The organism is Streptomyces sp. 12E, assembly GCF_055633275.1.
The window spans coordinates 1,143,900-1,163,187 of the sequence record NZ_JBVNCJ010000001.1 but is presented as its reverse complement, the minus strand read 5'-3'; the positions used below and the strand labels follow the sequence as shown (position 1 = coordinate 1,163,187).

Genomic DNA, 19,288 nt, shown 5'->3' with positions numbered 1-19,288 from the left:
CCCGAGGCGCCACGGCGCATCGACTCCGCGATGTCGGGGAGGTCCGTCGCGGGAGGCCGCGGCCGGCCGCTCCCGCCGGTCCCCGGGCGGGCCGGCCGGGCCTGCCCGTTCCGGTCGTCGGGCGGTGTCCTTTGCTCCGGCGTGGCCCCGGGAGCGGCACGGTGCGACGGAGGCGCGGGCGTCTTCTTCGGGGGCCGGGACGGGCCGATCATCTCCAGGGCCTCGCGTGCCGGCGCCTGGACGACCTCCGTCTCGTCCCCTCCGACCCGATGGGGATCCGATCCCCGGGACGGTGCCGTCGCCGGTCCGGGCGCGAGGGGACGGTGGACCGTCACACAGCCCGAGAGGGCCGAGACGGCCACGGTCACCAGAAGCGTTGCTGCGGTCGTCGTTCGATGCACCCGCGCCACTCTGCTGGCTCCGGCCGCCCGGAGGGGGCCGGACGGGCACAGCATGCCCCGCACGAGTGATCCCCCGCCCCGTACGGAGGCCCCGGCGGTGCCGTGGGTGACGTCATTCGCCGGTGGCTCCGTCGATCCGTTCGCGGATCAGATCGGCGTGGCCGTTGTGACGCGCGTACTCCTCGATCATGTGGGTGTAGATCCAGCGCAGGCTGTACGGGTCCGCGCTGAACCGATGACGGCCCCGGGACGGATCGTCGAGGGCGAAGCCGGCCGCGTTGCTCCGCGCGGCGGCGATCTCGGCCTGCCAGGTGCCGTACGCCTCCTCCCAGGTGTCCGTCCCCGTCGGGTGGAACTCGCCGTCCGGATCGGTCTCGCCGTAATAGAGGGGACCGGCGTCCTCGTCCGCGAGCACCCTGCGGAACCAGCTGCGCTCCACCTCCGACATGTGCCGCACCAGGCCCATCAGGGACAGGTCCGAGGGCGGCACCGACGCGGTGCGCAACTGCTCGTCGGTCAGTCCTTCGCACTTGCGGGCGAGGGTGTCGCGGTGGTGATCGAGCCACCCCTCCAGCATGGTGCGTTCGTCGGCGTCGTTGGCGGGTTCGGTGCGCTCGGTCGTCATGCCGTCATCCTGACCCGGAACTGATCCACTTCACCAGGGTTTTCCGGCCTCGAGCATTCCGGTCAGCAGTTCCTCCAGGTCCGAGCGGACCTCGGCGAGGCCCGGCACGCGCGCGCTGAACGAGCCGGCCACGCAGGAGAACATCAGGCCGTCCGCCCAGGCGATCAGTGACAGCGAGTGGCGCTCGGGGTCCGTGGAACCGAGTCCGGTGACGAGGGCTGTCAGCTGATCGCGGAACCTGGCGCCGGCCGCGTCGAAGTACGCCCGCAGCTCGGGGCGGCGGGTGGCTTCCAGGGCCAGCTCGTAGCGGGCGAGGGTCAGCTCCCGGTTGCCGGTCAGCGCGCGGTGGACGGTCAGCGCGAGGGCGTCCACCAGGGAGCCGGCGCCGGCCCGCGGATCGGGCATCTCGTGCAGCGCGAGCACCCGTGCCTCCCGCTCGGCGAGCCGTCGTACCGCCAGTTCCAGCAGGGCCTGCCGGGTGCGCGCCAGGTTCGAGGTGGACCCCTGGGGGAGTCCGGCCGCCTCGTCGACCGCCCGGTGGGTGAGGCCGCGCATCCCGCGTTCGGCGAGCAGGGCGAGGGCGGCGTCGGCGACGAGATCGGCACGGGCGGCGCCCGGGGTGCGTACGGACATGGGGGTCAAACTACCCGTCGCACTACGGCTGTAGTACGTTGGACCCCGAAATGCACTACAGGTGTAGTTTCGGCAGGAGGAGGAGCCATGGCACGTCTCGAGCGGGCGATCGTGATCGGCGGCGGGATCGGCGGCCTGACCGCGGCCGTCGCCCTGCACCGGCGCGGTGCGCGGGTGACGGTGCTGGAGCGGGCCGGGTCCCTGGAACCGGTCGGCGCCGCCATCTCCCTGTCGCCCAACGCGCTCCGCGCGCTGGACGTCATCGGGCTCGGCGACGGCATCCGCGCCCTGTCGGCCTGGCAGGGCGACGGCGGACTGCGCGCACCCGGCGGCCGGTGGCTGTCCCGCACCGACGCCGCCGAGGCGGCCGAGCGCTTCGGCGGGCCGCTCGTCCTGCTCCCCCGCGCCACCCTCATCGATCACCTGGCCGCACGGCTCCCGTCCGGCGCCGTTCGCACCGGCACCGCGGCCCGCCTCCTCGACCCGGGCGCCCCGGGCCGTCCCGCCCGGGTCGGCACTCCCGCCGGCGAACTGGAGGCCGATCTGGTGGTGGCCGCCGACGGCATCCACTCCGCCGTACGCCGCGAGCTCTTTCCCGCACACCCCGGACCGGTGTACTCCGGCTTCACCACCTGGCGACTGATGATCCCCCTGCCCGGCGTGGAGTTCGCCTCGCACGAGACCTGGGGCCGGGGCCGCATCTGGGGCACGCACCCGCTCAAGGACGGCCGCGTCTACGCCTACGCCGCCGCCCTCACGTCTCCGGGCGAGCACGCCCCGGACGACGAGCGGGCCGAACTGCTGCGGCTCTACGGCGACTGGCACACCCCCGTCCCCGAGGTGCTGGCCGCCGCCCGCCCCGAGGACGTGCTCCGCCACGACGTCCACCACATCGCCGAACCACTGCCCGCCTTCCACCACGGCCGGGTGGCGCTGGCCGGCGACGCCGCACACGCCATGCCGCCCACCCTCGGCCAGGGCGGCAACCAGGCGATCGAGGACGCGATCACCCTCGCCCACCACGCCGGCGACCTGCCCGCCTACACCGCGGCCCGGCTGCCCCGCACCACCGCGATCGCCCGCCGAGCGGTGCGGGTGGCCCGCCTCAACATGGGGACCGGGCGCGTCGGCACCGCCGTGCGCGACAACGCGCTCGCCGCGCTGTCGAAGGCCGCTCCCGCGCTGTTCCTGCGTGGCTTCGAAGGGATCGCCGACTGGCGTCCGCCGCAGCAGCCGTATGCTTCCCGGACCACGGCGGGCAAGGACTAGAGGAGCACACACGGTGAAGGTCGGCTGCATCGGACTCGGCGACATCGCGCAGAAGGCCTATCTCCCGGTGCTCGCCCACCAGCCCGGAGCGGAGCTGCACCTGCAGACCCGCACCCCCGCGACGCTCGACCGGGTCGCCGACGGCCTCCACCTGCCGCCCGGGCAGCGCCACGCGGACCTCGGTTCCCTGATCGCCCAGGACCTGGACGCGGCCTTCGTGCACGCGCCGACCGAGGTCCACCCGGAGATCGTCACCCGGCTCCTGGAGGCGGGCGTACCGACGTACGTCGACAAGCCGCTCGCCTACGAACTCGCCGTCTCCGAGCGGCTGGTGGAGCTCGCCGAGGAGCGCGGCACGAGCCTCGCCGTCGGCTTCAACCGGCGCTTCGCCCCCGGCTACGTCCAGTGCGCGGACCACCCGCGCGAGCTGATCCTCATGCAGAAGAACCGCGTCGGGCTGCCCGAGGAACCCCGCACGACGATCCTCGACGACTTCATCCACGTCGTCGACACCCTGCGCTTCCTGGCGCCCGGCCCGGTCGACGACGTGACCGTGCGCGCCCGCACGGAGGACGGGCTGCTGCACCACGTGGTGCTCCAGCTCTCCGGGGACGGTTTCACCGCGCTCGGCGTGATGAACCGGCTCAGCGGCTCGGCCGAGGAGATCCTCGAGGTCTCCGGACAGGACACCAAGCGGCAGGTGGTCAACCTCGCCGAGGTGATCGACCACAAGGGACAGCCCACCGTGCGACGGCGCGGCGACTGGGTCCCGGTGGCGCGGCAGCGCGGCATCGAGCAGGCGGCGCTCGCCTTCCTGGACGCCGTCCGCGCGGGCGAGGTGCTCAGCGCCCGGGACGCGCTGGCGACCCATGAGCTGTGCGAGCGGGTGGTGCGAGCGGTGCACGAGCGCCCCGCCCGACCCGTACCGCCCCGGTGACGGCCCAGACCCCGAGGACCAGCAGCGCCGTGTGCAGCGGCCAGTCGCCGAAGCGGACGTAGGGCGTGGTGCCGTGCGCCGGCGGAACCTCGTACACCCGCGCGGCGGCGGTGTCCGTGCCGAGCCGCGGGCCGACGGGCTCCCCGCCCGGCCCGTACACGGCGGAGACGCCCGTCAGGGTCGCGTGCACCATCGGGCGGCCGGTCTCGGCGGCGCGCAGCGCGCCGAGCGAGGCGTGCTGTCCGGGGGCCCAGCTCCGTTGGAACGTCGACGTGGAGGACTGGGCGAGCAGCACGTCGGCGCCGTCCTCGGCGAGATGCCGGCTCATGTCGGGGAACGCGGACTCGAAGCACACCATCGGGCCGATCCGCAGTCCGTTCCCCATGTCCATCACCACCTGCCCGGAGCCCTGCCGGCGGTCCTCGCCGGCCGCCTCGCCGACGGAAGTCGCCCAGCCCAGCAGGGAACGGGCCGGGACGTACTCGCCGAAGGGGACCAGCCGCATCTTGTCGTACCGGTCGCCGGTCGGACCGTCCGGGCCGATCAGCACCGAGCTCTTGTAGATGCCGGGCCTGTCCGACCGCCGGGCGTCCACGTTGACCAGGATCCCTGCGCCCGTCTCGCGGGAGAGCGCGGCGAGCCGCCGTGCGAGGTCGGGCCGGTCCCCGAGGTCGAAGCCGACGCTGCTCTCGCCCCAGACGATCAGGCCGACGTCCTGCCCGGCGAGCTCACGCGTGAGCCGTTCCTCGCGGTCGAAACGCCGGTCCGCGCTGTCGGGCCCGGTGACGACGCCCGGCTGCACCAGGGCGATCCGGACCCGGTCGTCGGTGTCGGGCCGGGGCGCGTACACCCAGGCGGCGGAGGTGACGGCGGCCGTGGCGACGAGCCCGGCCAGGGCGGGCACCCGGGCCCGCCGGACCGCGACCAGCACGGCCACGGCGACGTTGAGGACCACCACCAGGAAGCTGAGCAGCCATGTTCCCCCGACCGAGGCCAGCCGCAGCGCGGCCTCCACCTGCCACTGGCTCGCGCCCAGTACGCCCCAGGGACCACCGAGCCCCTGCCAGGAACGGACGAGTTCGATCGCCAGCCACCCCGACGGCACCACGGCGAGCGCGGCCGCGGCCCGCCCGCGCGACGGCGTCCCGCCGAGCAGCCGCCGCACCAGCCATCCCCACGGCGCCCACAGCGCGCCCAGCAGGGCGGCGATGACGAAGGTGAACACGTGCAGGTTCGGCAGCAGCCAGTGGTGCATGGCCAGCATGAAGCCGAACCCGCCGCACCAGCCGTCGAAGGCCGCCCGTCTCCCCGTGGGAGCGGTACGGGCCAGCAGCACCCACGGGACCAGGGCGACGTAGGCGAACCACCACAGCGAAGGGGCCGGAAAGGCCAGGACGGGCAGGGCGCCCACGACCGCGGCGACGGTCGAGCGCCGCCAGGGGGAGGCGAGCCAGTGGCCGAGCGTCTTCATAGGCGCCTCCCTACCCCGTGGTGCCTCCAGTGTGCGTCCCCTCGGTGATCCGGGACAGCGCGCGCCGGGGCCGGCCGATCACAGGGCGCCGGTCACGGCACGTGCGCGGCCGAGGAGCGTGCGCGGAGGTCCACCCGCTTTCGGCGCCTGCCGCGGCCGCCGTTCGGATCACCCGAGGTGGCCCTTCAGGTGATTGCCGGACGCCTCACGAGCCGGACAGCCGCCGCAGGGGTACGACGTCCCGGCAGAGGACGAACCCGGAACGCCGTGAGGAGCTTGGGGATGTACGCAGCAGTCCGGCGGTACGAAGGAGTGACCGATGCGGCCGAGGCGGCACGTCTGGTGAACGAGGGGTTCGTGCCGCTCATGCGCCAGGTCGCCGGCTTCGTGGCCTACTACTGGATCGACGCCGGGGACGGGGTGATGGTCTCGGCCAGCGTCTTCCAGGACCGGGCCGGCGCCGAGGAATCGATCCTGAGGGCCGCGGGCTTCGTGCGGGACAACCTCGCGTCCCTGCTTCCCGGCCCTCCCGAGGTCATGGCCGGTGAGGTGGTGGCTTCCGCGTGACGGCGCCCGGAGACCGGCCGCACGAGGCGGTCCCCGCAAGGCCGCACCGCACACGACCGGTCTTCCCGGCGCCGGTCCCGTGAGGTGCCTTCGGCCCGCGAAGGAGAGGGTGAACGAGGCCTGACGCGCTGCGTCGAGCCGCGCTCACGAACCCGTTCGTGACGGGTTCCCGGGCGCGTGCGCACGCGCCTGTGCGCCGGCCCGCCTGTCGTGCGGGGGAGGCGCGGGAGGGAGAGCTCGACCGTGCTGCTGCCCGGGGAGCGCCCCCTCGACGACGACGTGCCCGCGCGTCTGCGAGCCTGAGGACCTTCGTCCCGCGCTCTTCGCCCGGAGGTACTCATGAAGCGTCTCGTCACGGTGGTCACCGGCGGCAGCCGGGGGATCGGCGCCGCGATCTGTCTGCGGCTCGCGGCGGAGGGGCACGACGTGGCGGTGAACTACGTCCGGGACGCCGGGGCCGCCGAGGACGTGGCGGAGAGGGTGCGGGCGGCCGGGACGCGGGCCGTGACCGTGCGCGCGGACACGGCCGTCGAGGCGGACGTCGAGCGGCTCTTCGAGGTGGCGGAGCGGGAGCTCGGACCGGTGACGGGGCTGGTGAACAACGCGGCGGTCACCGGGCCGCTGGGGCGGTTCACCGAGGTCGGCACGGACGTCCTGCGGCGGGTCGTCGACGTCAACCTCATGGGGACGCTGCTGTGTGCGCGGCGGGCCGCGCAGCTCATGACACACCGGGGCGAGGGCGTGATCGTGAACATCTCGTCGGGCGCCGCCACGCTGGGCAGTCCGGACGAGTACGTGCACTACGCGGCCACCAAGGCCGCCGTCGACACCCTGACCCTGGGCCTGGCGAAGGAGCTCGGTCCGGACGGCGTCCGGGTCAACGCGATCGCCCCGGGCCTGATCGACACGGAGATGCACGCCGCGATGGGGGCCCCGGACCGGGTCCGGGACATGGCCGGGGGCATTCCGCTGCGGCGGGCGGGGCGGGCCGAGGAGATCGCGGCGGCCGTGGCGTGGCTGATGTCGCCGGACGCCTCGTACACCACGGGGGCGGTGCTGAGAGTGGCGGGCGGTCGCTGAGCCGTACCGCGTGGGCGGGGGAGGATCAGGCGGCCTTGACGACCCGGCCGCGGATCGCCGCCGCCCACTCGACCACCAGCAGTTCGTACTGCTCGCGCTCCTGGGCGGACAGGGACCCGCCCGCGCGCAGCCACAGCGCGCGGATCTGCTCGTTGACCTCGGCGGCGGACCGCACGGAACCAGGGGTCACTAAATCGGGGGACATGCGGACAAGCCTAGGGCCAGGAACTGACGGTGCGCTACCGGACGGCTACGCGCACCGTATGTCTTCGGTCACGTGCCCAGGTCACGTTCCCGCCACCGCGGGCGTGTTCCCGCCCCGGCGGCGTTCCCGCCGGGGCTAGCCCGCCGACTCCGCCGCGTGCGGGCTGAGGGCACCCGTGGCGACCAGCGCGAGGATGACGATGCCGAGCGCGACGCGGTACCAGACGAACGGCATGAAGCTCTTGGTCGAGATGAACTTCATGAACCAGGCGATCACCGCGTACCCGGTCACGAAGGCGATCACCGTCGCGAAGAACGTCGGACCCCACGAGACGTGCCCGCCCTCGGCGGCGTCCTTCAGTTCGAACGCCCCGGAGGCCAGCACCGCGGGGATGGCGAGGAGGAAGGAGTAGCGGGCCGCCGCCTCGCGCCGGTAGCCCATGAACAGACCGCCGCTGATGGTGGCGCCGGAGCGGGAGACGCCCGGGATGAGGGCCATGGCCTGGCAGATGCCGTAGATCAGACCGTCCTTGACGCTCAGATCCTTGAGTTCCTTGCGCTGCTTGGCCACGCGGTGCCGCCCGCCGCTCTCGCTCCGCGCCGCGAGACGGTCGGCGACGCCGAGCACGATGCCCATGCCGATCAGCATCGCCGCGGTGAGCCGCAGGTCGCGGAACGGACCCTCGATCTGGTCCTTGAGCGTCACTCCGAGCACACCGATCGGGATCGAGCCGACGATGACGAGCCAGCCCATGCGCGCGTCCTGGTCGCGGCGCATCTCCTTGTTCGTCAGCGAGCGGGTCCAGGCCGACAGGATCCGGCCGATGTCCTTGCGGAAGTAGATCAGGACCGCGGTCTCCGTGCCGATCTGGGTGATCGCGGTGAAGGCCGCGCCCGGGTCCTCCCAGCCGGAGAAGGCCGCGGTCAGCCGCAGGTGCGCGCTGGAGGAGACGGGCAGGAACTCGGTCAGCCCCTGGACGAGTCCGAGGATGAGTGATTCGAACCAAGACATGAGGCAGCGAAGTCCAAGTGCCGATCGTGGGACGGGCGACGGGGCGCACCGCACCGCCGGTGCGGTGATCGATGATCGGGTGCGCCGAGGGGGGAAGCGTAGCGCCCCAAGGTGAACCCCAGGTGTATCGGCTTGTCGCCCACCCGTGAGCAGATGGACGCCTTCACCGTCTCCTCGCACCGCAAGGCCGCGGAAGCCCGGGACTCCGGACCGCCCGACGCCCGGGTCGCGCCCCTGGACGGCGTCACCCGCGACGAGTGCGTACGGCCGGACAGCACCACCGAGACCCTGGCCGGCCTGCGGTCCGCCCACCACGACCCGGTCTTCGCCGAGCGCTTCCCGCGGATCGAGTGGAACGTCACCGCGGGCGACGCCGGCCCGGTCGACGACGGCGCCTCCGCCGTGCTCGTCACGTCGAGCGGGACCGCCGCCCGCCTCGGCCCGCGCCCGCCCGCCCGGCCGCACAGCTTCGCCGTCACCGGGTCCGGCCCGCCGCTGATGCTCACCGGTGTCGTCCCGGCCACCGGGAAGGTGCTGCGCCGCGCCGGTCTCCCGCTCGACGACGTCGACCCGTTCGAGGTGAACGAGGCGCTCTCCGGCGTGGCCCCGGCCCTCGGTCACCCGCTCGGCGCCGGCGGCGCCCGGCTGACGACGACCCCGGTCCACACGACGCGCGGACGCGCCGCCCGCTACGCCCTGCGGACCATGTGCGAGGCCGGCGGACTCGCCGACGCGATGGTGCTCGAACGCGTCTGGCGCGCCGCCGGCCGGCTCACCGTCCGCGCAACCGGTGCCGCTTGCGCCACGCCACCACCGCACCCACCAGACCCGGTACGGCGATGCAGGCCAGCGCGATCAGGAAGGCCGGGGACGTCGGTGTCGACGCGCGGGCGCCGGCCACCACGTAGGCGGCGGTGTTCGGGAGCGACCCGAGCGCCGTCGCCAGCAGGAAGGGCAACAGGCCCATGCGGGAGACGGCGGCGCAGTAGTTCGACGCGGCGAACGGAATGCCCGGGAACAGCCGGGCCGCCAGCATCGAGCGGAAGCCGTGCCGGCTCAGCTGGTCGTCCGCGGCCTTCAGCCAGCGTCCGCGCAGCAGCGGACGGAGCGCCTCCTGGCCGAGCGCCCGTCCCAGACAGAAGGCCAGCCCGGCGCCCAGCACCGTGCCGCCCAGCGCCGCGCCCAGGCCGAGCTGGGAGCCGAACAGCGCGCCCGCGGCGAGGTTCAGCAGCGGACGCGGCACGAACGCCACCGTGCACACCCCGTAGGCCACCGCGTACGCCACGACCGCCGCGGTCCCGCCGAGCCGGCCCGGCCAGCCGTCGGTCAGCAGCCGCTGCGGCTCGAAGGCCAGCACCAGCGACGCGGCGGTGAGGAGCAGGGCGACCAGCAGGGACAGCCGTGACCACGGCGACAGCAGGAATCTGACGCAGCGGGCGGCGATCCCCGTGGCGGGGGCCGGCGGGAGCGGTACCGGGAGGTTCGTGGCGGTGGCCCGGGGAGGGGCCGTGGCGGTGCCCCCAGAGCGGGTGGTGGCATCGAGCATTCGGTGACACTAACCGACAAATATGTGTGATCGCCGTAGTGTTCGTCTCATGCGCGTCACAGAGGAGGGTACGGCGGCACCGCGCGTGCCGGTCAGCCCGCTCGCCGACACGGTGCTGGAGCGGCTCACCGCCACGTACGACCCGCGGCCGATCCGGAGCGGGCCGTGGCCACGCGGGCGTACATGAAGGACGTCGCCCCCTTCCTCGGCCTGCCCGCCCCGGTCCGCCGCACCCTGTCCCGCGGCGTCGTGGCGGGCCTGTCCCGCCCCGACGAGGCCGACTGCGCGGCCGTGGCCCTGCGCTGCTGGGAGCTGTCCGAGCGCGAGGACCAGTACTTCGCCGTGGACCACCTGCGCCGCCACGTGCGCCACTGCTCCTCCGGCTTCCTGCCGACGGTCCGGCACCTCGTCGCCACGGTCCCCTGGCGGGACACCGTCGACCTCCTCGCGCGCACGTCGCCGGGGCGCTGGTCGCGGCCGACCGGGGTCTCACCGCCGAGATGGACGAGTGGATCGGCGACGACGACCGGTGGCTCGTCCGCACCGCCCTGCTCCACCAACTGCGCTTCAAGGAACGCACCGACACCGCGCGCCTCTTCGACCACTGCCTGCGCCGGTCCGGCCACCCGGACTTCTTCGTCCGCAAGGCCATCGGCTGGTGCCTGCGCGAGTACGCCAGGACCGACCCGGACGCCGTACGGGCCTTCCTGGCGCGCGAGCAGGGACGGTTCGCGCCGCTGTCGGTGCGGGAGGCGCTGAGGAACACCGGCGCCCGGTAGCCCGGCCCGGCGCGGAAAACCGTTCGACGCGGGGCGGGCCGTCGGCAAGGATGGACCCCATGTTCCGGTACGCCTTCCTCCTCGCAGCATCCGCGGTCGCGGATGCCCCGAAGGCTGCCGTTCCCGCTTTCCACGCCGCGGTCGACGGCGCCCGAAGCTGACCCTCCCCGGATCGTCCGGCGGACCCCCCAGGGGGAGGGTCGGCCGGTTTCCCGGGGTCCCCGTCCCGGCCGCGCGCCGATCCACCGCGCCCGGGGCCGTCACGCGTCACCACCGAGAGGCTTCGAGGTACCGCCATGTCCAAGACGGCGTACGTCCGTACCAAACCGCATCTGAACATCGGCACGATGGGCCATGTCGACCACGGCAAGACCACCCTGACCGCCGCCATCACCAAGGTCCTGGCCGAGCGCGGCTCCGGCAGTTTCGTCCCGTTCGACCGTATCGACCGGGCGCCGGAGGAGGCCGCCCGCGGCATCACCATCAACATCGCGCACGTCGAGTACGAGACCGACACCCGGCACTACGCGCACGTCGACATGCCCGGCCACGCCGACTACGTCAAGAACATGGTCACCGGCGCCGCGCAGCTCGACGGGGCGATCCTCGTCGTCTCCGCGCTCGACGGGATCATGCCGCAGACCGCCGAGCACGTGCTGCTCGCCCGTCAGGTGGGGGTCGACCACATCGTGGTCGCGCTCAACAAGGCGGACGCCGTCGAGGACGGCGAGGACGCCGTGCTGACCGACCTGGTCGAGCTGGAGGTCCGCGACCTGCTCTCCGCGCACGGCTACGGCGGCGGGTCCGCGCCCGTCGTACGGGTCTCCGGCCTGAAGGCGCTCCAGGGCGACCCGCACTGGACGGCGTCGATCGACGCGCTGCTCGACGCGGTGGACACCTATGTGCCCATGCCCGAGCGGTACCTGGACGCGCCGTTCCTGCTGCCGGTGGAGAACGTGCTCACCATCACCGGCCGGGGCACCGTCGTGACCGGCGCGGTGGAGCGGGGCACGGTCCGCGTCGGCGACCGGGTCGAGGTGCTCGGCGCGGAGGCGGAGACCGTGGTGACCGGCCTGGAGACCTTCGGCAAGCCGATGGAGGAGGCGCAGGCCGGCGACAACGTGGCGCTGCTGCTGCGCGGGGTGCCGCGCGACGCGGTGCGACGCGGACACGTGGTGGCCGCGCCGGGCAGCGTGGTGCCGAGCCGGCGCTTCACCGCGCGGGTGTACGTGCTGTCGGCCCGCGAGGGCGGCCGTACGACACCGGTGTCGACCGGGTACCGGCCGCAGTTCTACATCCGCACGGCGGACGTCGTGGGCGACGTCGACCTCGGCGAGGCGGCGGTGGCGCGGCCCGGGGAGACGGTCACCATGACCGTGGAGCTGGGACGCGAGGTGCCGCTGGAGGCCGGGCTCGGATTCGCCGTCCGTGAGGGCGGACGCACGGTCGGCGCCGGCACGGTGACGGAGGTCGGCTGAGCGGCGGCCGACCGCCCGTTCCCGCACAGGGGGCGGGCGGCCGGCCGCACGGGCGACGGCACACAATGGGACGGTGAGCGAGCCCCTTCCCGTGACCCGCGTCGTCGATCACGGCACCGCCAAGCTGATGCCCGACGTGGACCGGGAGCGGGCCTGGCTGCTGACCGTCGACGGGGCACCGCAGTCGTACGTCGACCTGGACGAGCCGGCGCACCTGGAGTTCGAGTACGTGCGGCGGCTCGGGCACGTCCTCGACACGGTGGCGGAACCGGGGCGCCCCCTGGACGTCCTGCACCTCGGCGGCGGGGCGCTCACCCTGCCCCGCTACCTGGCCGCCACCCGCCCCGGCTCCCGGCAGCACGTCGTGGAGTTCGACCGGGGACTGCTGGAACTGGTCGCCGAGCACCTGCCCCTTCCCGCCGACGCCGACGTCACCCTGCACGCGGCGGACGCCCGCGCCTGGCTGGAGGCGGCTCCCGACGACAGCGCGGACGTCCTGGTCGCCGATGTCTTCGGCGGCTCGCGGGTCCCGGCGCACCTGACCTCCGTCGCCTACGCGCAGGAGGCCGCGCGCGTCCTGCGGCCCGGCGGGGTCTACCTCGCCAACCTCGCGGACGCTGCTCCGTTCGCCTTCCTCCGCTCCCAGATCGCCACCCTGGGGACGCGGTTCGAGGCGCTGGCACTCATCGCCGAGCCGGGAGTGCTGCGCGGCCGCCGCTTCGGCAACGCGGTCGTGGCCGCCGCCCGGCAGCCCCTGGACGTCGCCGCCCTGTCCCGCGCCACCGCCGCCGACGCCTTCCCCGCGAGGGTCGAGCACGGCGCGGCCCTGCGGGACTTCACGCGCGGTGCGCGTCCGGTGCGCGACGAGGACGCCGTGCCGTCGCCCGAGCCCCCCGCGGGGGCGTTCGGCATCGGCTGACGCACCGTCCGGGCCGGCGCCGCCGGCGCGGAGGTCCGCAGGCACGGACCGGGGCTCAGTCCTGCGACGGTTTCCCGGGCTCCCCGGCGGGGCTCCCGGCACCGGCCGGTGCGGCGGACGCGCCGGTGACCCGGCGGGTCCGCCGGCGCAGGTTCCGTACGTCCGGGACGCACAGCACCGCCGCCGTGACGACCACGACCAGCGCCGCGCACCCCCACAGCGCCTCCGGGCGGCCGAACGCCGTCTCCGCCGGGCCCGCCAGGGCCATCGCCGCGGGCACCAGCGCGACCGAGCCGAACCAGTCGTACGCCGAGACCCGGGACAGCTTCTCCTCCGGTATCTCCTGGTGCAGCGCGGTCATCCACGAGACGCCGAACACCTCCAGCGACACTCCGGTCACGAACATCACCGCGCACAGCACGGCGACCGGCGCCGGCACGGCGAGCGCGGCGGACGGCAGGGCCAGCGGGAACACGCACAGGGTGCCGACGAACAGCAGACGGCGCGGCTGCCAGCGGGTCATCAGCAGCGCGCCCACCACCGTGCCCCCGCCGAAGAACGCCAGTGCCACGCCCCACGGACCGGCGCCGCCCAGATGGTCCCGGGCGACCAGCGGCCCGTAGACCGCGTCGGCCGCGCCGACGACCGCGTTGGCGACGGAGAACTGGACGACGATGCCCCACAGCCAGGGTCGGCCGGCGAACTCCCGCCAGCCCTCCTTCAGATCGGCGAGCATGCCGCCGCCGGGGGCGCGCGGCGGTATGTGCCGCACATCGAGGAACGCCCGCAGCGCCGCCGCGACCGCGAAGGCCGCCGCGTCCGCCGCCAGCACCCAGCCGGGCCCGATCGCGGCGACCATGGCCCCGCCCAGCGCGGCCCCGCCGAGGGTCGCTCCGTGCATCGCCATCCGGAACACCGCGAACGCCCGGCCGGCCTGCTCGCCCTCGACCGAGGACAGCAGCATGCCCTCGGCGGCCGGGTTGAAGAACGCCTGACCGGTGCCGCCGAGCGCGCTGAGCAGCATCATCTGCCACAGGTGCGCCTCACCCGTCAGGACCAGCGCCGCGAACGCGGCCTGCGAGACACAGTTCAGGGCGTTGGCCGCGACCATCACCCGGTGCCGCGGCAGCCGGTCCGCGACGGCGCCGCCGATCAGCAGGAACAGCACCAGCGGCAGAGTGCGGGCGGCGGCCACCAGACCCACGTCGCCGCCGTCGCCGCCCGCGCCCAGCACGGCGAACGCGGCGGCGATCAGCGCGCCGTGACTGCCCAGGTTGGTCACCACGGCGGCGGCGGTCAGCAGGGAGTAGTTGCGGCCGGCCCAGGCGGGGCGGCGGGAGACGGTGGTCGGCACCCCGTGACTATCGCCGGGCCGGGGCCGAGTTGCCAAATGGGCCGTCTCCCCGCCCGCCCGCTACGACTCCGTCGGCGGGTCCTCCGTGAGGCGCACCGTGCTGAGGATCTTCTGCACGGTCTCCTCCGGGATCTCGTCCTTGACGCCCCTGGCGCCGTACAGGTTCCAGGTGACGAAGTCCCCGGCGCCGTTCTTGAAGGCGAACGTGATCGCCTTGCCGTCGCTGTCGCACTTGCCGTTCTGCGGAGTGTTCTCCGAGCGCGCCGTGGCCACGCTGCCCTTGAGGCCGGACGCGGTGGTGTACGCCTTCGGCTTCTCGTACTTGAGGCTCTTCTTGTCGGGCTGCGTGTACCCGCCGTAGATCCACCACGGCACCCGGGTCTCGGCCGCCATGTCCGTGTCCTTGGCGCCGTTCTCGCCGCGGGTACCGGCGGTGGCGAGGGCGGTGTCCTCCTCGCGGCCGTCCTTGTTCTCGTCGCTCGTGCACCACTGGGACTTCAGATACGCGGGGGCGGTGACGCTGGTGCGGCCCAGCTCGCCGTCCTCCTCCTCCCACTCGAAGCCCACGCTGGTGTCGGGCGTCTCGATCTCCCAGTCGGCCGGGACGTCGAACTTGGTGCCGAAGCGGGTGTTGACGACGACCTGCCAGCCGGGGACGGTCGCCTTCTCCTCCTCGCCGCCGCGCGGGTTGCCGTCCGAGGCGGAGACGCTCGGTTCCGCGGAGACGTCCTTGGACGCGGTCGCGGTCGCGGTCGGCTTGGCGTCCTTCCCGCCGTCGGCCTCGTCGTCCTTGTCACCGCCGAGCACCAGGAACCCGGTGACACCGGCGGCCACGACGACGGCCGTCGCCGCCACGATCGCCACCAGCTTCGTCCTGTTCCCGCCGCCTCCGCCCTGCGGCGGCTGGAGCCCGCCCGCCACGGTCGGCGCCCCCCACCCCGGCTGCTGCTGGTACGGGTTCGGCTGCTGATAGCCGGGCTGCTGGTACGGATTCGGCTGCTGGTACCCCGGCTGCTGGTACGGGTTGTCCGACTGCGGGTTCTGCTCGCCCCCGGGCGGCTGCTGTCCTGGCCACATGGGCAGCAACCCTAGCCGCGCCACGGACACGATTGGGTCACCGCCCTTTGACAGGGGCGTAGCAAACCGGATGCCGTGCGGCACGGCGACTTGCTTCCACCGGCGAGTAACGCGTCACTCGCGGGCGTGGACCGGACGGCCGTCGGCGAGCCGCCCGCCGCGGCGCCCAGGGCCCGGACCCTCGCCCTCCCCTTCCTGGAGACCACGCCCGGGCGGGCCGTGGCGGCCCTGCCGGACCAGACCGGCCACCGGCTCCGCGGCCGGACCGTGCGCACGGCACGACCCGGTGGGCTTCCCGCTCGCGCGCCGGGTCCCGCGCGTGAACGGCGGACCGGGAGGACGGGGCGCCGCACGTGCAGGAGCGGCTCGGGACCGTACCCGCGGTCGCGGTGTACGCCCTGGTGGGGACGGTCATCGGGCGGGACGGCCCGGGCATCCCGCGCCGGCGTCGCCGGCGACCGTCATGCCCCGTGCTCTTTTCGGTGGGCCTTCGCCAGCTCCGCGTACATCGTGCCGTTGAGCGTGAGCCCCTCACGCTCCTCGGAGGTCAGCTCCCGCCTCACCTTCGCGGGAACCCCCGCGACGAGCGAGCCAGGGGGCACCTCCATCCCCTGCGGCACCAACGCCTGGGCGGCGACCAGCGACCCCGCACCGATCACGGCGCCGTTCAGCACCGTCGCCCCCATGCCGATCAGACAGTCGTCCTCGACGGTCGCCCCGTGCACCACGGCGTTGTGCCCGATCGACACCCGCTCGCCCACGCTGACCGGAAACCCCGGATCGGCGTGCAACGTGCAGTTGTCCTGCACGTTGCTGCTCGCCCCGACGGTGATCCGCTCCACGTCACCGCGCAGCACCGCCCCGTACCAGACGCTCGCGCCCGCGTGCAGCGTCACGTCCCCGATCACCGAGGCCGTGGGCGCCACGAAGGCGCCCCCGTCGACCTTCGGCTCCCTGCCTCCGATACCCGTGATCAGCGCGCGGTGCGTCATCGTCCTCCCCTTCGCCGGCGTCGTGGACACCACGCACCGTACGCCGACCCGGTGGGGTGAAGATCACAGGGTCGGCGGCCGGTCGGCGAGCCGCCCGCCGACTACGGTGAGCGGGTGCCGAAGCGCAAGAACACGTTCTCGTCCTGGCCGCGCCGCCTCGCTCAGCGCGCGGTCCACGCGGGCTGGTCCTGGGCGCAGCGCACGGGTTCGGTGACCGCCGAACACCCCGGCCGCTTCCGCTTCGGGGCGATGGGAACAGGTACCAGGCTCGCCTTCCCGCTCGGCACGGTCTTCGGTGAACCCTGGATCCGGATCGGCGCGCACTGCATCGTCGGCGAGCAGGTCACCCTCACCGCCGGCCTGATGCCGGGCCTCGACCTCGGCCCCGAGCCGATCCTGCGCATCGGCGACGGGGTCGTGCTGGGCCGCGGCAGCCACGTCATCGCCGACACGACGGTCACCATCGGCAGCGACTGCTACTTCGGGCCGTACGTCTACGTCACCTCCACCAACCACTCCTACGACGATCCGCACGAGCCCATCGGCAAGCAGTGGCCGCGGATGGAGCCGGTGGAGATCGGCCCCGGCTGCTGGGTCGGCACCGGTGCGGTGATCCTGCCGGGGGCGCGCGTCGGGCGGAACGTGGTGGTGGCCGCGGGCGCGGTGGTCCGGGGCACGGTGCCCGACCACTCCGTGGTCGCGGGCGCTCCGGCCCGTGTCGTACGCCGCTGGACCCCCGCCGACGGCTGGCAGCCGCCGCTGCGCACCCCGGCGCCCGTACCGATCCCGGAGGGCGTCACCCCGGAGCAGCTGCGGGCGCTGTCGGAAGTGGACGAGGAGAGCGCCGCGCGGCTCGCGGAACTGGACGGGGCGGACGGGGCCCGGATCGCCGAGCTGGAACCCGAGGGCTGAGCGGCCGATCGCCGTCGCAGTACAGTGCGGTGGACGACCGGGTTCACCCCACGGGAGCCGGACGTGGAACCCCGTCGCCCGTGACGCCGGACGAATTGGACGGAACGTGTCGGACCTCGACCTGCTGACCCAGTCCCTGGCGCGCAACGTCAGACGCTGGCGCACCGAGCGCGGCTTCACCCTGGACACGCTCGCCGTGCGGGCGGGTGTCAGCCGCGGCATGCTCATCCAGATCGAACAGGCCCGCACCAACCCGAGCATCGGCACGGTCGTCAAGATCGGCGACGCGCTCGGCGTCGGCGTCCCCACCCTGCTCGACTACGAGCGGGGCCCGAAGGTCCGGATCGTGCCCGCCGACCGGGCCGTGCGGCTCTGGCACACCGAGGGCGGCAGCTACAGCCGGCTGCTCGCCGGCGCCGAGGCGCCCGGCCCGCTGGAGATGTGGGACTGGCGGCTCATGCCGGGCGAGAGCAGCGACTCCGACCCCCACCCCGCCGGCACGGTCGAACTCGTCCACGTCACCTCCGGGGAACTGACCCTCACCGTCGACGGGGCGGAGCACCGGGTGCCGGCCGGCGCCAGCGCCTCCTTCGAGGCCGCCGCACCGCACACGTACGGCAATCAGGGCGATGCCCCGATGGAGATGATCATGACCGTCTCGGTGCCGCCCGTGCGCTGAGGCGCCCCTGTTACGGTGCGGCCATGCGCGCACCCATCGGAGACTTCGACCACGCCACCCCCGCCCCCGACTGCCTCGACGAGCTGACCGCCCCGGTCGCCGCCGCCGTCCGCTCCTGGAGCGGCAGCGTCCCCGCCGACCAGGTGCTCTACGTCGACACCGACCCGCGCTGGGCGGACACCACCGTCTTCGTCGAGCACTACGGCCGGGACCTGCTGGAGCGGTCGGCGAACTGCGTGGTGGTGGCGGGCAAGCGGGGCGGCGCGACCACACTGGCCGCGTGCGTCGTCCTGTCCACCACCCGGCTCGACGTCAACGGGCTCGTACGGCGTCATCTCGGCGCCCGCAAGGCGTCCTTCGCCCCGATGGACACGGCCACGGGGGAGACCGGCATGGAGTACGGCGGCATCACGCCGGTCGGGCTGCCCGGTGACTGGCCGCTGCTGGTGGACGCGGCCGTCGTGGACCTGCCGTACGTGCTCGTCGGCAGCGGCCGGCGGCGCGGCAAGCTGCTGGTCCCGGGCAAGGCGTTCGCGGAGCTGCCCGGAGCGGTCGTACTGGAAGGGCTGGGAACGGCCTGACCTCGCCTCACCGCGTGGTGGGCGGGCGGCAGGTGCGGGTCCGCCGTGCCGGGCACCGGCTCCGGGCCGGCGTGGACCAGGGCCGCGGTCAGCCGGGGGACGCGGCCGCCGTTCGACGAAGTCCCGGGTCCCGGGTCCCGGTCTCCAGGACCAGGCACTCCACACCGGCCGCCCGCAGGATGCTGCCCACGGTGAGCCCGGCGGGCCCGGCGCCCACGACCGGAAAGCGTTGCCGGGAAAGGGAGTCGAGGCGGGGGAAACTCTCGTCCATCGCGCCGTCATGGCGGCACGGCGCCCGGGACAGGCCTCAGCCGAGCCGGGGTATCTCGATCGCCGGGCAGCGGTCCATCACCATCTCCAGGCCCGCCGCGCGGGTCCGCTCATAGGCCGCCTCGTCGACGACGCCGAGCTGGAACCACACCGCCCTGGCGCCCTTGGCCACCGCCTCGTCCGCGACGGCCCCGGCCAGGTCGCTGTTGACGAACACGTCCACGACGTCCACCTCGAAGGGGATGTCCGCGAGGGAGGCGTAGCCCCGCTCGCCGTGCACGGTCTCGGCCTTCGGGTGAACCGGCACCACGCGCTTGCCGAACCGCTGGAGCACCTCGGCCACGCCGTACGCCGCGCGCCGCCGGTTCGGCGACAGGCCCACCACGGCCCAGGTGTCACCGAGTCCGGTGAGGATCCTGCGGACCGTCGCCTCGTCGCCGTACACCGTCGGCCTCCCGGGAGTCGTGAGAAAGCTGTCGATCCGCACAACGACGCGGGACGC

Annotated in this window: 19 protein-coding genes and 4 pseudogenes; 12 read left to right on the top strand and 11 right to left on the bottom strand. The window is 74.0% G+C overall.

What is annotated here, in order from left to right; all coding sequences use genetic code 11:
• Positions 1-513 precede the first annotated feature (513 nt).
• Both ACZ8ZB_RS05480 and ACZ8ZB_RS05475 read right to left on the bottom strand, forming a co-directional pair.
• The gene (locus ACZ8ZB_RS05480; protein WP_470736583.1) at positions 514-1,026 is read right to left on the bottom strand and encodes a DinB family protein; all 513 of its coding nucleotides are present in this window, start codon (positions 1,024-1,026) and stop codon (positions 514-516) included.
• Between the two features lie 30 nt (positions 1,027-1,056).
• On the bottom strand, positions 1,057-1,659 hold the full coding sequence (locus ACZ8ZB_RS05475) for a TetR/AcrR family transcriptional regulator (protein WP_470736582.1): 603 nt from the start codon (positions 1,657-1,659) through the stop codon (positions 1,057-1,059).
• A gap of 87 nt (positions 1,660-1,746) precedes the next feature.
• Here ACZ8ZB_RS05475 and ACZ8ZB_RS05470 point away from each other — a divergent pair, with 87 nt between their 5' ends.
• Both ACZ8ZB_RS05470 and ACZ8ZB_RS05465 read left to right on the top strand, forming a co-directional pair.
• Positions 1,747-2,928 carry an FAD-dependent monooxygenase gene (locus ACZ8ZB_RS05470; protein ID WP_470736581.1) on the top strand — a complete coding sequence of 394 codons (1,182 nt, stop codon included), beginning with the start codon at positions 1,747-1,749 and terminating at the stop codon, positions 2,926-2,928.
• 13 nt (positions 2,929-2,941) lie between these two features.
• Entirely contained in the window at positions 2,942-3,865 is a 924-nt protein-coding gene (locus ACZ8ZB_RS05465; RefSeq protein ID WP_470736580.1) for a Gfo/Idh/MocA family protein, read from the top strand.
• Here the strand turns inward: ACZ8ZB_RS05465 and lnt are convergent.
• Complete coding sequence (lnt, locus tag ACZ8ZB_RS05460) at positions 3,771-5,336, bottom strand: apolipoprotein N-acyltransferase (protein ID WP_470736579.1); 1,566 nt, start codon at positions 5,334-5,336, stop codon at positions 3,771-3,773. The genes ACZ8ZB_RS05465 and lnt overlap by 95 nt on opposite strands.
• A 282-nt stretch (positions 5,337-5,618) precedes the next feature.
• Here lnt and ACZ8ZB_RS05455 point away from each other — a divergent pair, with 282 nt between their 5' ends.
• Together ACZ8ZB_RS05455 and ACZ8ZB_RS05450 are read left to right on the top strand one after the other, a co-directional pair.
• Positions 5,619-5,903, top strand: coding sequence for a hypothetical protein (locus tag ACZ8ZB_RS05455; RefSeq protein ID WP_470736578.1), 285 nt, complete (start codon positions 5,619-5,621; stop codon positions 5,901-5,903).
• Between the two features lie 339 nt (positions 5,904-6,242).
• Positions 6,243-6,983, top strand: coding sequence for an SDR family NAD(P)-dependent oxidoreductase (locus tag ACZ8ZB_RS05450; protein ID WP_470736577.1), 741 nt, complete (start codon positions 6,243-6,245; stop codon positions 6,981-6,983).
• A gap of 25 nt (positions 6,984-7,008) precedes the next feature.
• Here ACZ8ZB_RS05450 and ACZ8ZB_RS05445 read toward each other — a convergent pair whose 3' ends face one another.
• Positions 7,009-7,188 carry a hypothetical protein gene (locus tag ACZ8ZB_RS05445; RefSeq protein ID WP_073934613.1) on the bottom strand — a complete coding sequence of 60 codons (180 nt, stop codon included), beginning with the start codon at positions 7,186-7,188 and terminating at the stop codon, positions 7,009-7,011.
• 135 nt (positions 7,189-7,323) lie between these two features.
• Positions 7,324-8,199: an undecaprenyl-diphosphate phosphatase gene (locus ACZ8ZB_RS05440; RefSeq protein ID WP_470736576.1), complete on the bottom strand. Its 876-nt coding sequence runs from the start codon at positions 8,197-8,199 to the stop codon at positions 7,324-7,326.
• Positions 8,200-8,334: 135 nt separating this feature from the next.
• Between ACZ8ZB_RS05440 and ACZ8ZB_RS05435 the strand changes: the two are divergent.
• A pseudogene (locus ACZ8ZB_RS05435) lies at positions 8,335-8,952 on the top strand (thiolase family protein); the annotation flags it as partial.
• A gap of 19 nt (positions 8,953-8,971) precedes the next feature.
• Here the strand turns inward: ACZ8ZB_RS05435 and ACZ8ZB_RS05430 are convergent.
• Complete coding sequence (locus tag ACZ8ZB_RS05430; protein WP_470736575.1) at positions 8,972-9,745, bottom strand: TVP38/TMEM64 family protein; 774 nt, start codon at positions 9,743-9,745, stop codon at positions 8,972-8,974.
• A gap of 183 nt (positions 9,746-9,928) precedes the next feature.
• On the opposite strand from ACZ8ZB_RS05430, the pseudogene ACZ8ZB_RS05425 reads away from it, so the two are divergent.
• The 3 genes and pseudogenes from ACZ8ZB_RS05425 (at position 9,929) to ACZ8ZB_RS05415 (ending at position 12,921) form a co-directional block, all read left to right on the top strand.
• Positions 9,929-10,524, top strand: a pseudogene (locus tag ACZ8ZB_RS05425) (DNA alkylation repair protein).
• A 296-nt stretch (positions 10,525-10,820) separates the two neighbouring features.
• Complete coding sequence (tuf, locus tag ACZ8ZB_RS05420) at positions 10,821-12,002, top strand: elongation factor Tu (protein ID WP_470736574.1); 1,182 nt, start codon at positions 10,821-10,823, stop codon at positions 12,000-12,002.
• A gap of 73 nt (positions 12,003-12,075) precedes the next feature.
• Complete coding sequence (locus tag ACZ8ZB_RS05415; RefSeq protein WP_470736573.1) at positions 12,076-12,921, top strand: spermidine synthase; 846 nt, start codon at positions 12,076-12,078, stop codon at positions 12,919-12,921.
• Positions 12,922-12,976: 55 nt separating this feature from the next.
• On the opposite strand, the gene ACZ8ZB_RS05410 is transcribed toward ACZ8ZB_RS05415, so the two are convergent.
• Together ACZ8ZB_RS05410 and ACZ8ZB_RS05405 are read right to left on the bottom strand one after the other, a co-directional pair.
• Positions 12,977-14,275: an MFS transporter gene (locus ACZ8ZB_RS05410; RefSeq protein WP_470736572.1), complete on the bottom strand. Its 1,299-nt coding sequence runs from the start codon at positions 14,273-14,275 to the stop codon at positions 12,977-12,979.
• A 60-nt stretch (positions 14,276-14,335) separates the two neighbouring features.
• Positions 14,336-15,352, bottom strand: a complete 1,017-nt coding sequence (locus ACZ8ZB_RS05405; RefSeq protein WP_470736571.1) for a DUF8017 domain-containing protein — start codon at positions 15,350-15,352, stop codon at positions 14,336-14,338.
• Between the two features lie 353 nt (positions 15,353-15,705).
• Here ACZ8ZB_RS05405 and ACZ8ZB_RS05400 point away from each other — a divergent pair.
• Positions 15,706-15,792, top strand: a pseudogene (locus tag ACZ8ZB_RS05400) (DedA family protein); the annotation flags it as partial.
• 21 nt (positions 15,793-15,813) lie between these two features.
• Here ACZ8ZB_RS05400 and ACZ8ZB_RS05395 read toward each other — a convergent pair.
• Complete coding sequence (locus tag ACZ8ZB_RS05395; RefSeq protein ID WP_470736570.1) at positions 15,814-16,344, bottom strand: gamma carbonic anhydrase family protein; 531 nt, start codon at positions 16,342-16,344, stop codon at positions 15,814-15,816.
• Between the two features lie 114 nt (positions 16,345-16,458).
• Here ACZ8ZB_RS05395 and ACZ8ZB_RS05390 point away from each other — a divergent pair, with 114 nt between their 5' ends.
• The 3 genes from ACZ8ZB_RS05390 (at position 16,459) to ACZ8ZB_RS05380 (ending at position 18,516) form a co-directional block, all read left to right on the top strand.
• Positions 16,459-17,256 carry an acyltransferase gene (locus ACZ8ZB_RS05390; RefSeq protein ID WP_470736569.1) on the top strand — a complete coding sequence of 266 codons (798 nt, stop codon included), beginning with the start codon at positions 16,459-16,461 and terminating at the stop codon, positions 17,254-17,256.
• Between the two features lie 106 nt (positions 17,257-17,362).
• Positions 17,363-17,935, top strand: a complete 573-nt coding sequence (locus ACZ8ZB_RS05385) for a helix-turn-helix domain-containing protein (protein ID WP_470736568.1) — start codon at positions 17,363-17,365, stop codon at positions 17,933-17,935.
• Positions 17,936-17,958: 23 nt separating this feature from the next.
• Complete coding sequence (locus ACZ8ZB_RS05380) at positions 17,959-18,516, top strand: YbaK/EbsC family protein (protein WP_470736567.1); 558 nt, start codon at positions 17,959-17,961, stop codon at positions 18,514-18,516.
• Positions 18,517-18,646: 130 nt separating this feature from the next.
• Here the strand turns inward: ACZ8ZB_RS05380 and ACZ8ZB_RS05375 are convergent.
• Positions 18,647-18,787, bottom strand: a pseudogene (locus ACZ8ZB_RS05375) (FAD-dependent monooxygenase); the annotation flags it as partial.
• Positions 18,788-18,823: 36 nt separating this feature from the next.
• Positions 18,824-19,231, bottom strand: coding sequence for a CoA-binding protein (locus tag ACZ8ZB_RS05370; RefSeq protein ID WP_470736566.1), 408 nt, complete (start codon positions 19,229-19,231; stop codon positions 18,824-18,826).
• Positions 19,232-19,288: the final 57 nt, after the last annotated feature.

What these genes read in the sequence shown, in the direction of transcription:
- ACZ8ZB_RS05445 (WP_073934613.1), bottom strand. Translation starts at nt 7,188, where the DNA reads ATGTCCCCCGATTTAGTGACCCCTGGTTCCGTGCGGTCCGCCGCCGAG.
- ACZ8ZB_RS05480 (WP_470736583.1), bottom strand. Translation starts at nt 1,026, where the DNA reads ATGACGACCGAGCGCACCGAACCCGCCAACGACGCCGACGAACGCACC.
- ACZ8ZB_RS05475 (WP_470736582.1), bottom strand. Translation starts at nt 1,659, where the DNA reads ATGTCCGTACGCACCCCGGGCGCCGCCCGTGCCGATCTCGTCGCCGAC.
- ACZ8ZB_RS05395 (WP_470736570.1), bottom strand. Translation starts at nt 16,344, where the DNA reads ATGACGCACCGCGCGCTGATCACGGGTATCGGAGGCAGGGAGCCGAAG.
- ACZ8ZB_RS05430 (WP_470736575.1), bottom strand. Translation starts at nt 9,745, where the DNA reads ATGCTCGATGCCACCACCCGCTCTGGGGGCACCGCCACGGCCCCTCCC.
- lnt (WP_470736579.1), bottom strand. Translation starts at nt 5,336, where the DNA reads ATGAAGACGCTCGGCCACTGGCTCGCCTCCCCCTGGCGGCGCTCGACC.
- ACZ8ZB_RS05455 (WP_470736578.1), top strand. Translation starts at nt 5,619, where the DNA reads ATGTACGCAGCAGTCCGGCGGTACGAAGGAGTGACCGATGCGGCCGAG.
- ACZ8ZB_RS05405 (WP_470736571.1), bottom strand. Translation starts at nt 15,352, where the DNA reads ATGTGGCCAGGACAGCAGCCGCCCGGGGGCGAGCAGAACCCGCAGTCG.
- ACZ8ZB_RS05380 (WP_470736567.1), top strand. Translation starts at nt 17,959, where the DNA reads ATGCGCGCACCCATCGGAGACTTCGACCACGCCACCCCCGCCCCCGAC.
- tuf (WP_470736574.1), top strand. Translation starts at nt 10,821, where the DNA reads ATGTCCAAGACGGCGTACGTCCGTACCAAACCGCATCTGAACATCGGC.
- ACZ8ZB_RS05470 (WP_470736581.1), top strand. Translation starts at nt 1,747, where the DNA reads ATGGCACGTCTCGAGCGGGCGATCGTGATCGGCGGCGGGATCGGCGGC.
- ACZ8ZB_RS05450 (WP_470736577.1), top strand. Translation starts at nt 6,243, where the DNA reads ATGAAGCGTCTCGTCACGGTGGTCACCGGCGGCAGCCGGGGGATCGGC.
- ACZ8ZB_RS05440 (WP_470736576.1), bottom strand. Translation starts at nt 8,199, where the DNA reads ATGTCTTGGTTCGAATCACTCATCCTCGGACTCGTCCAGGGGCTGACC.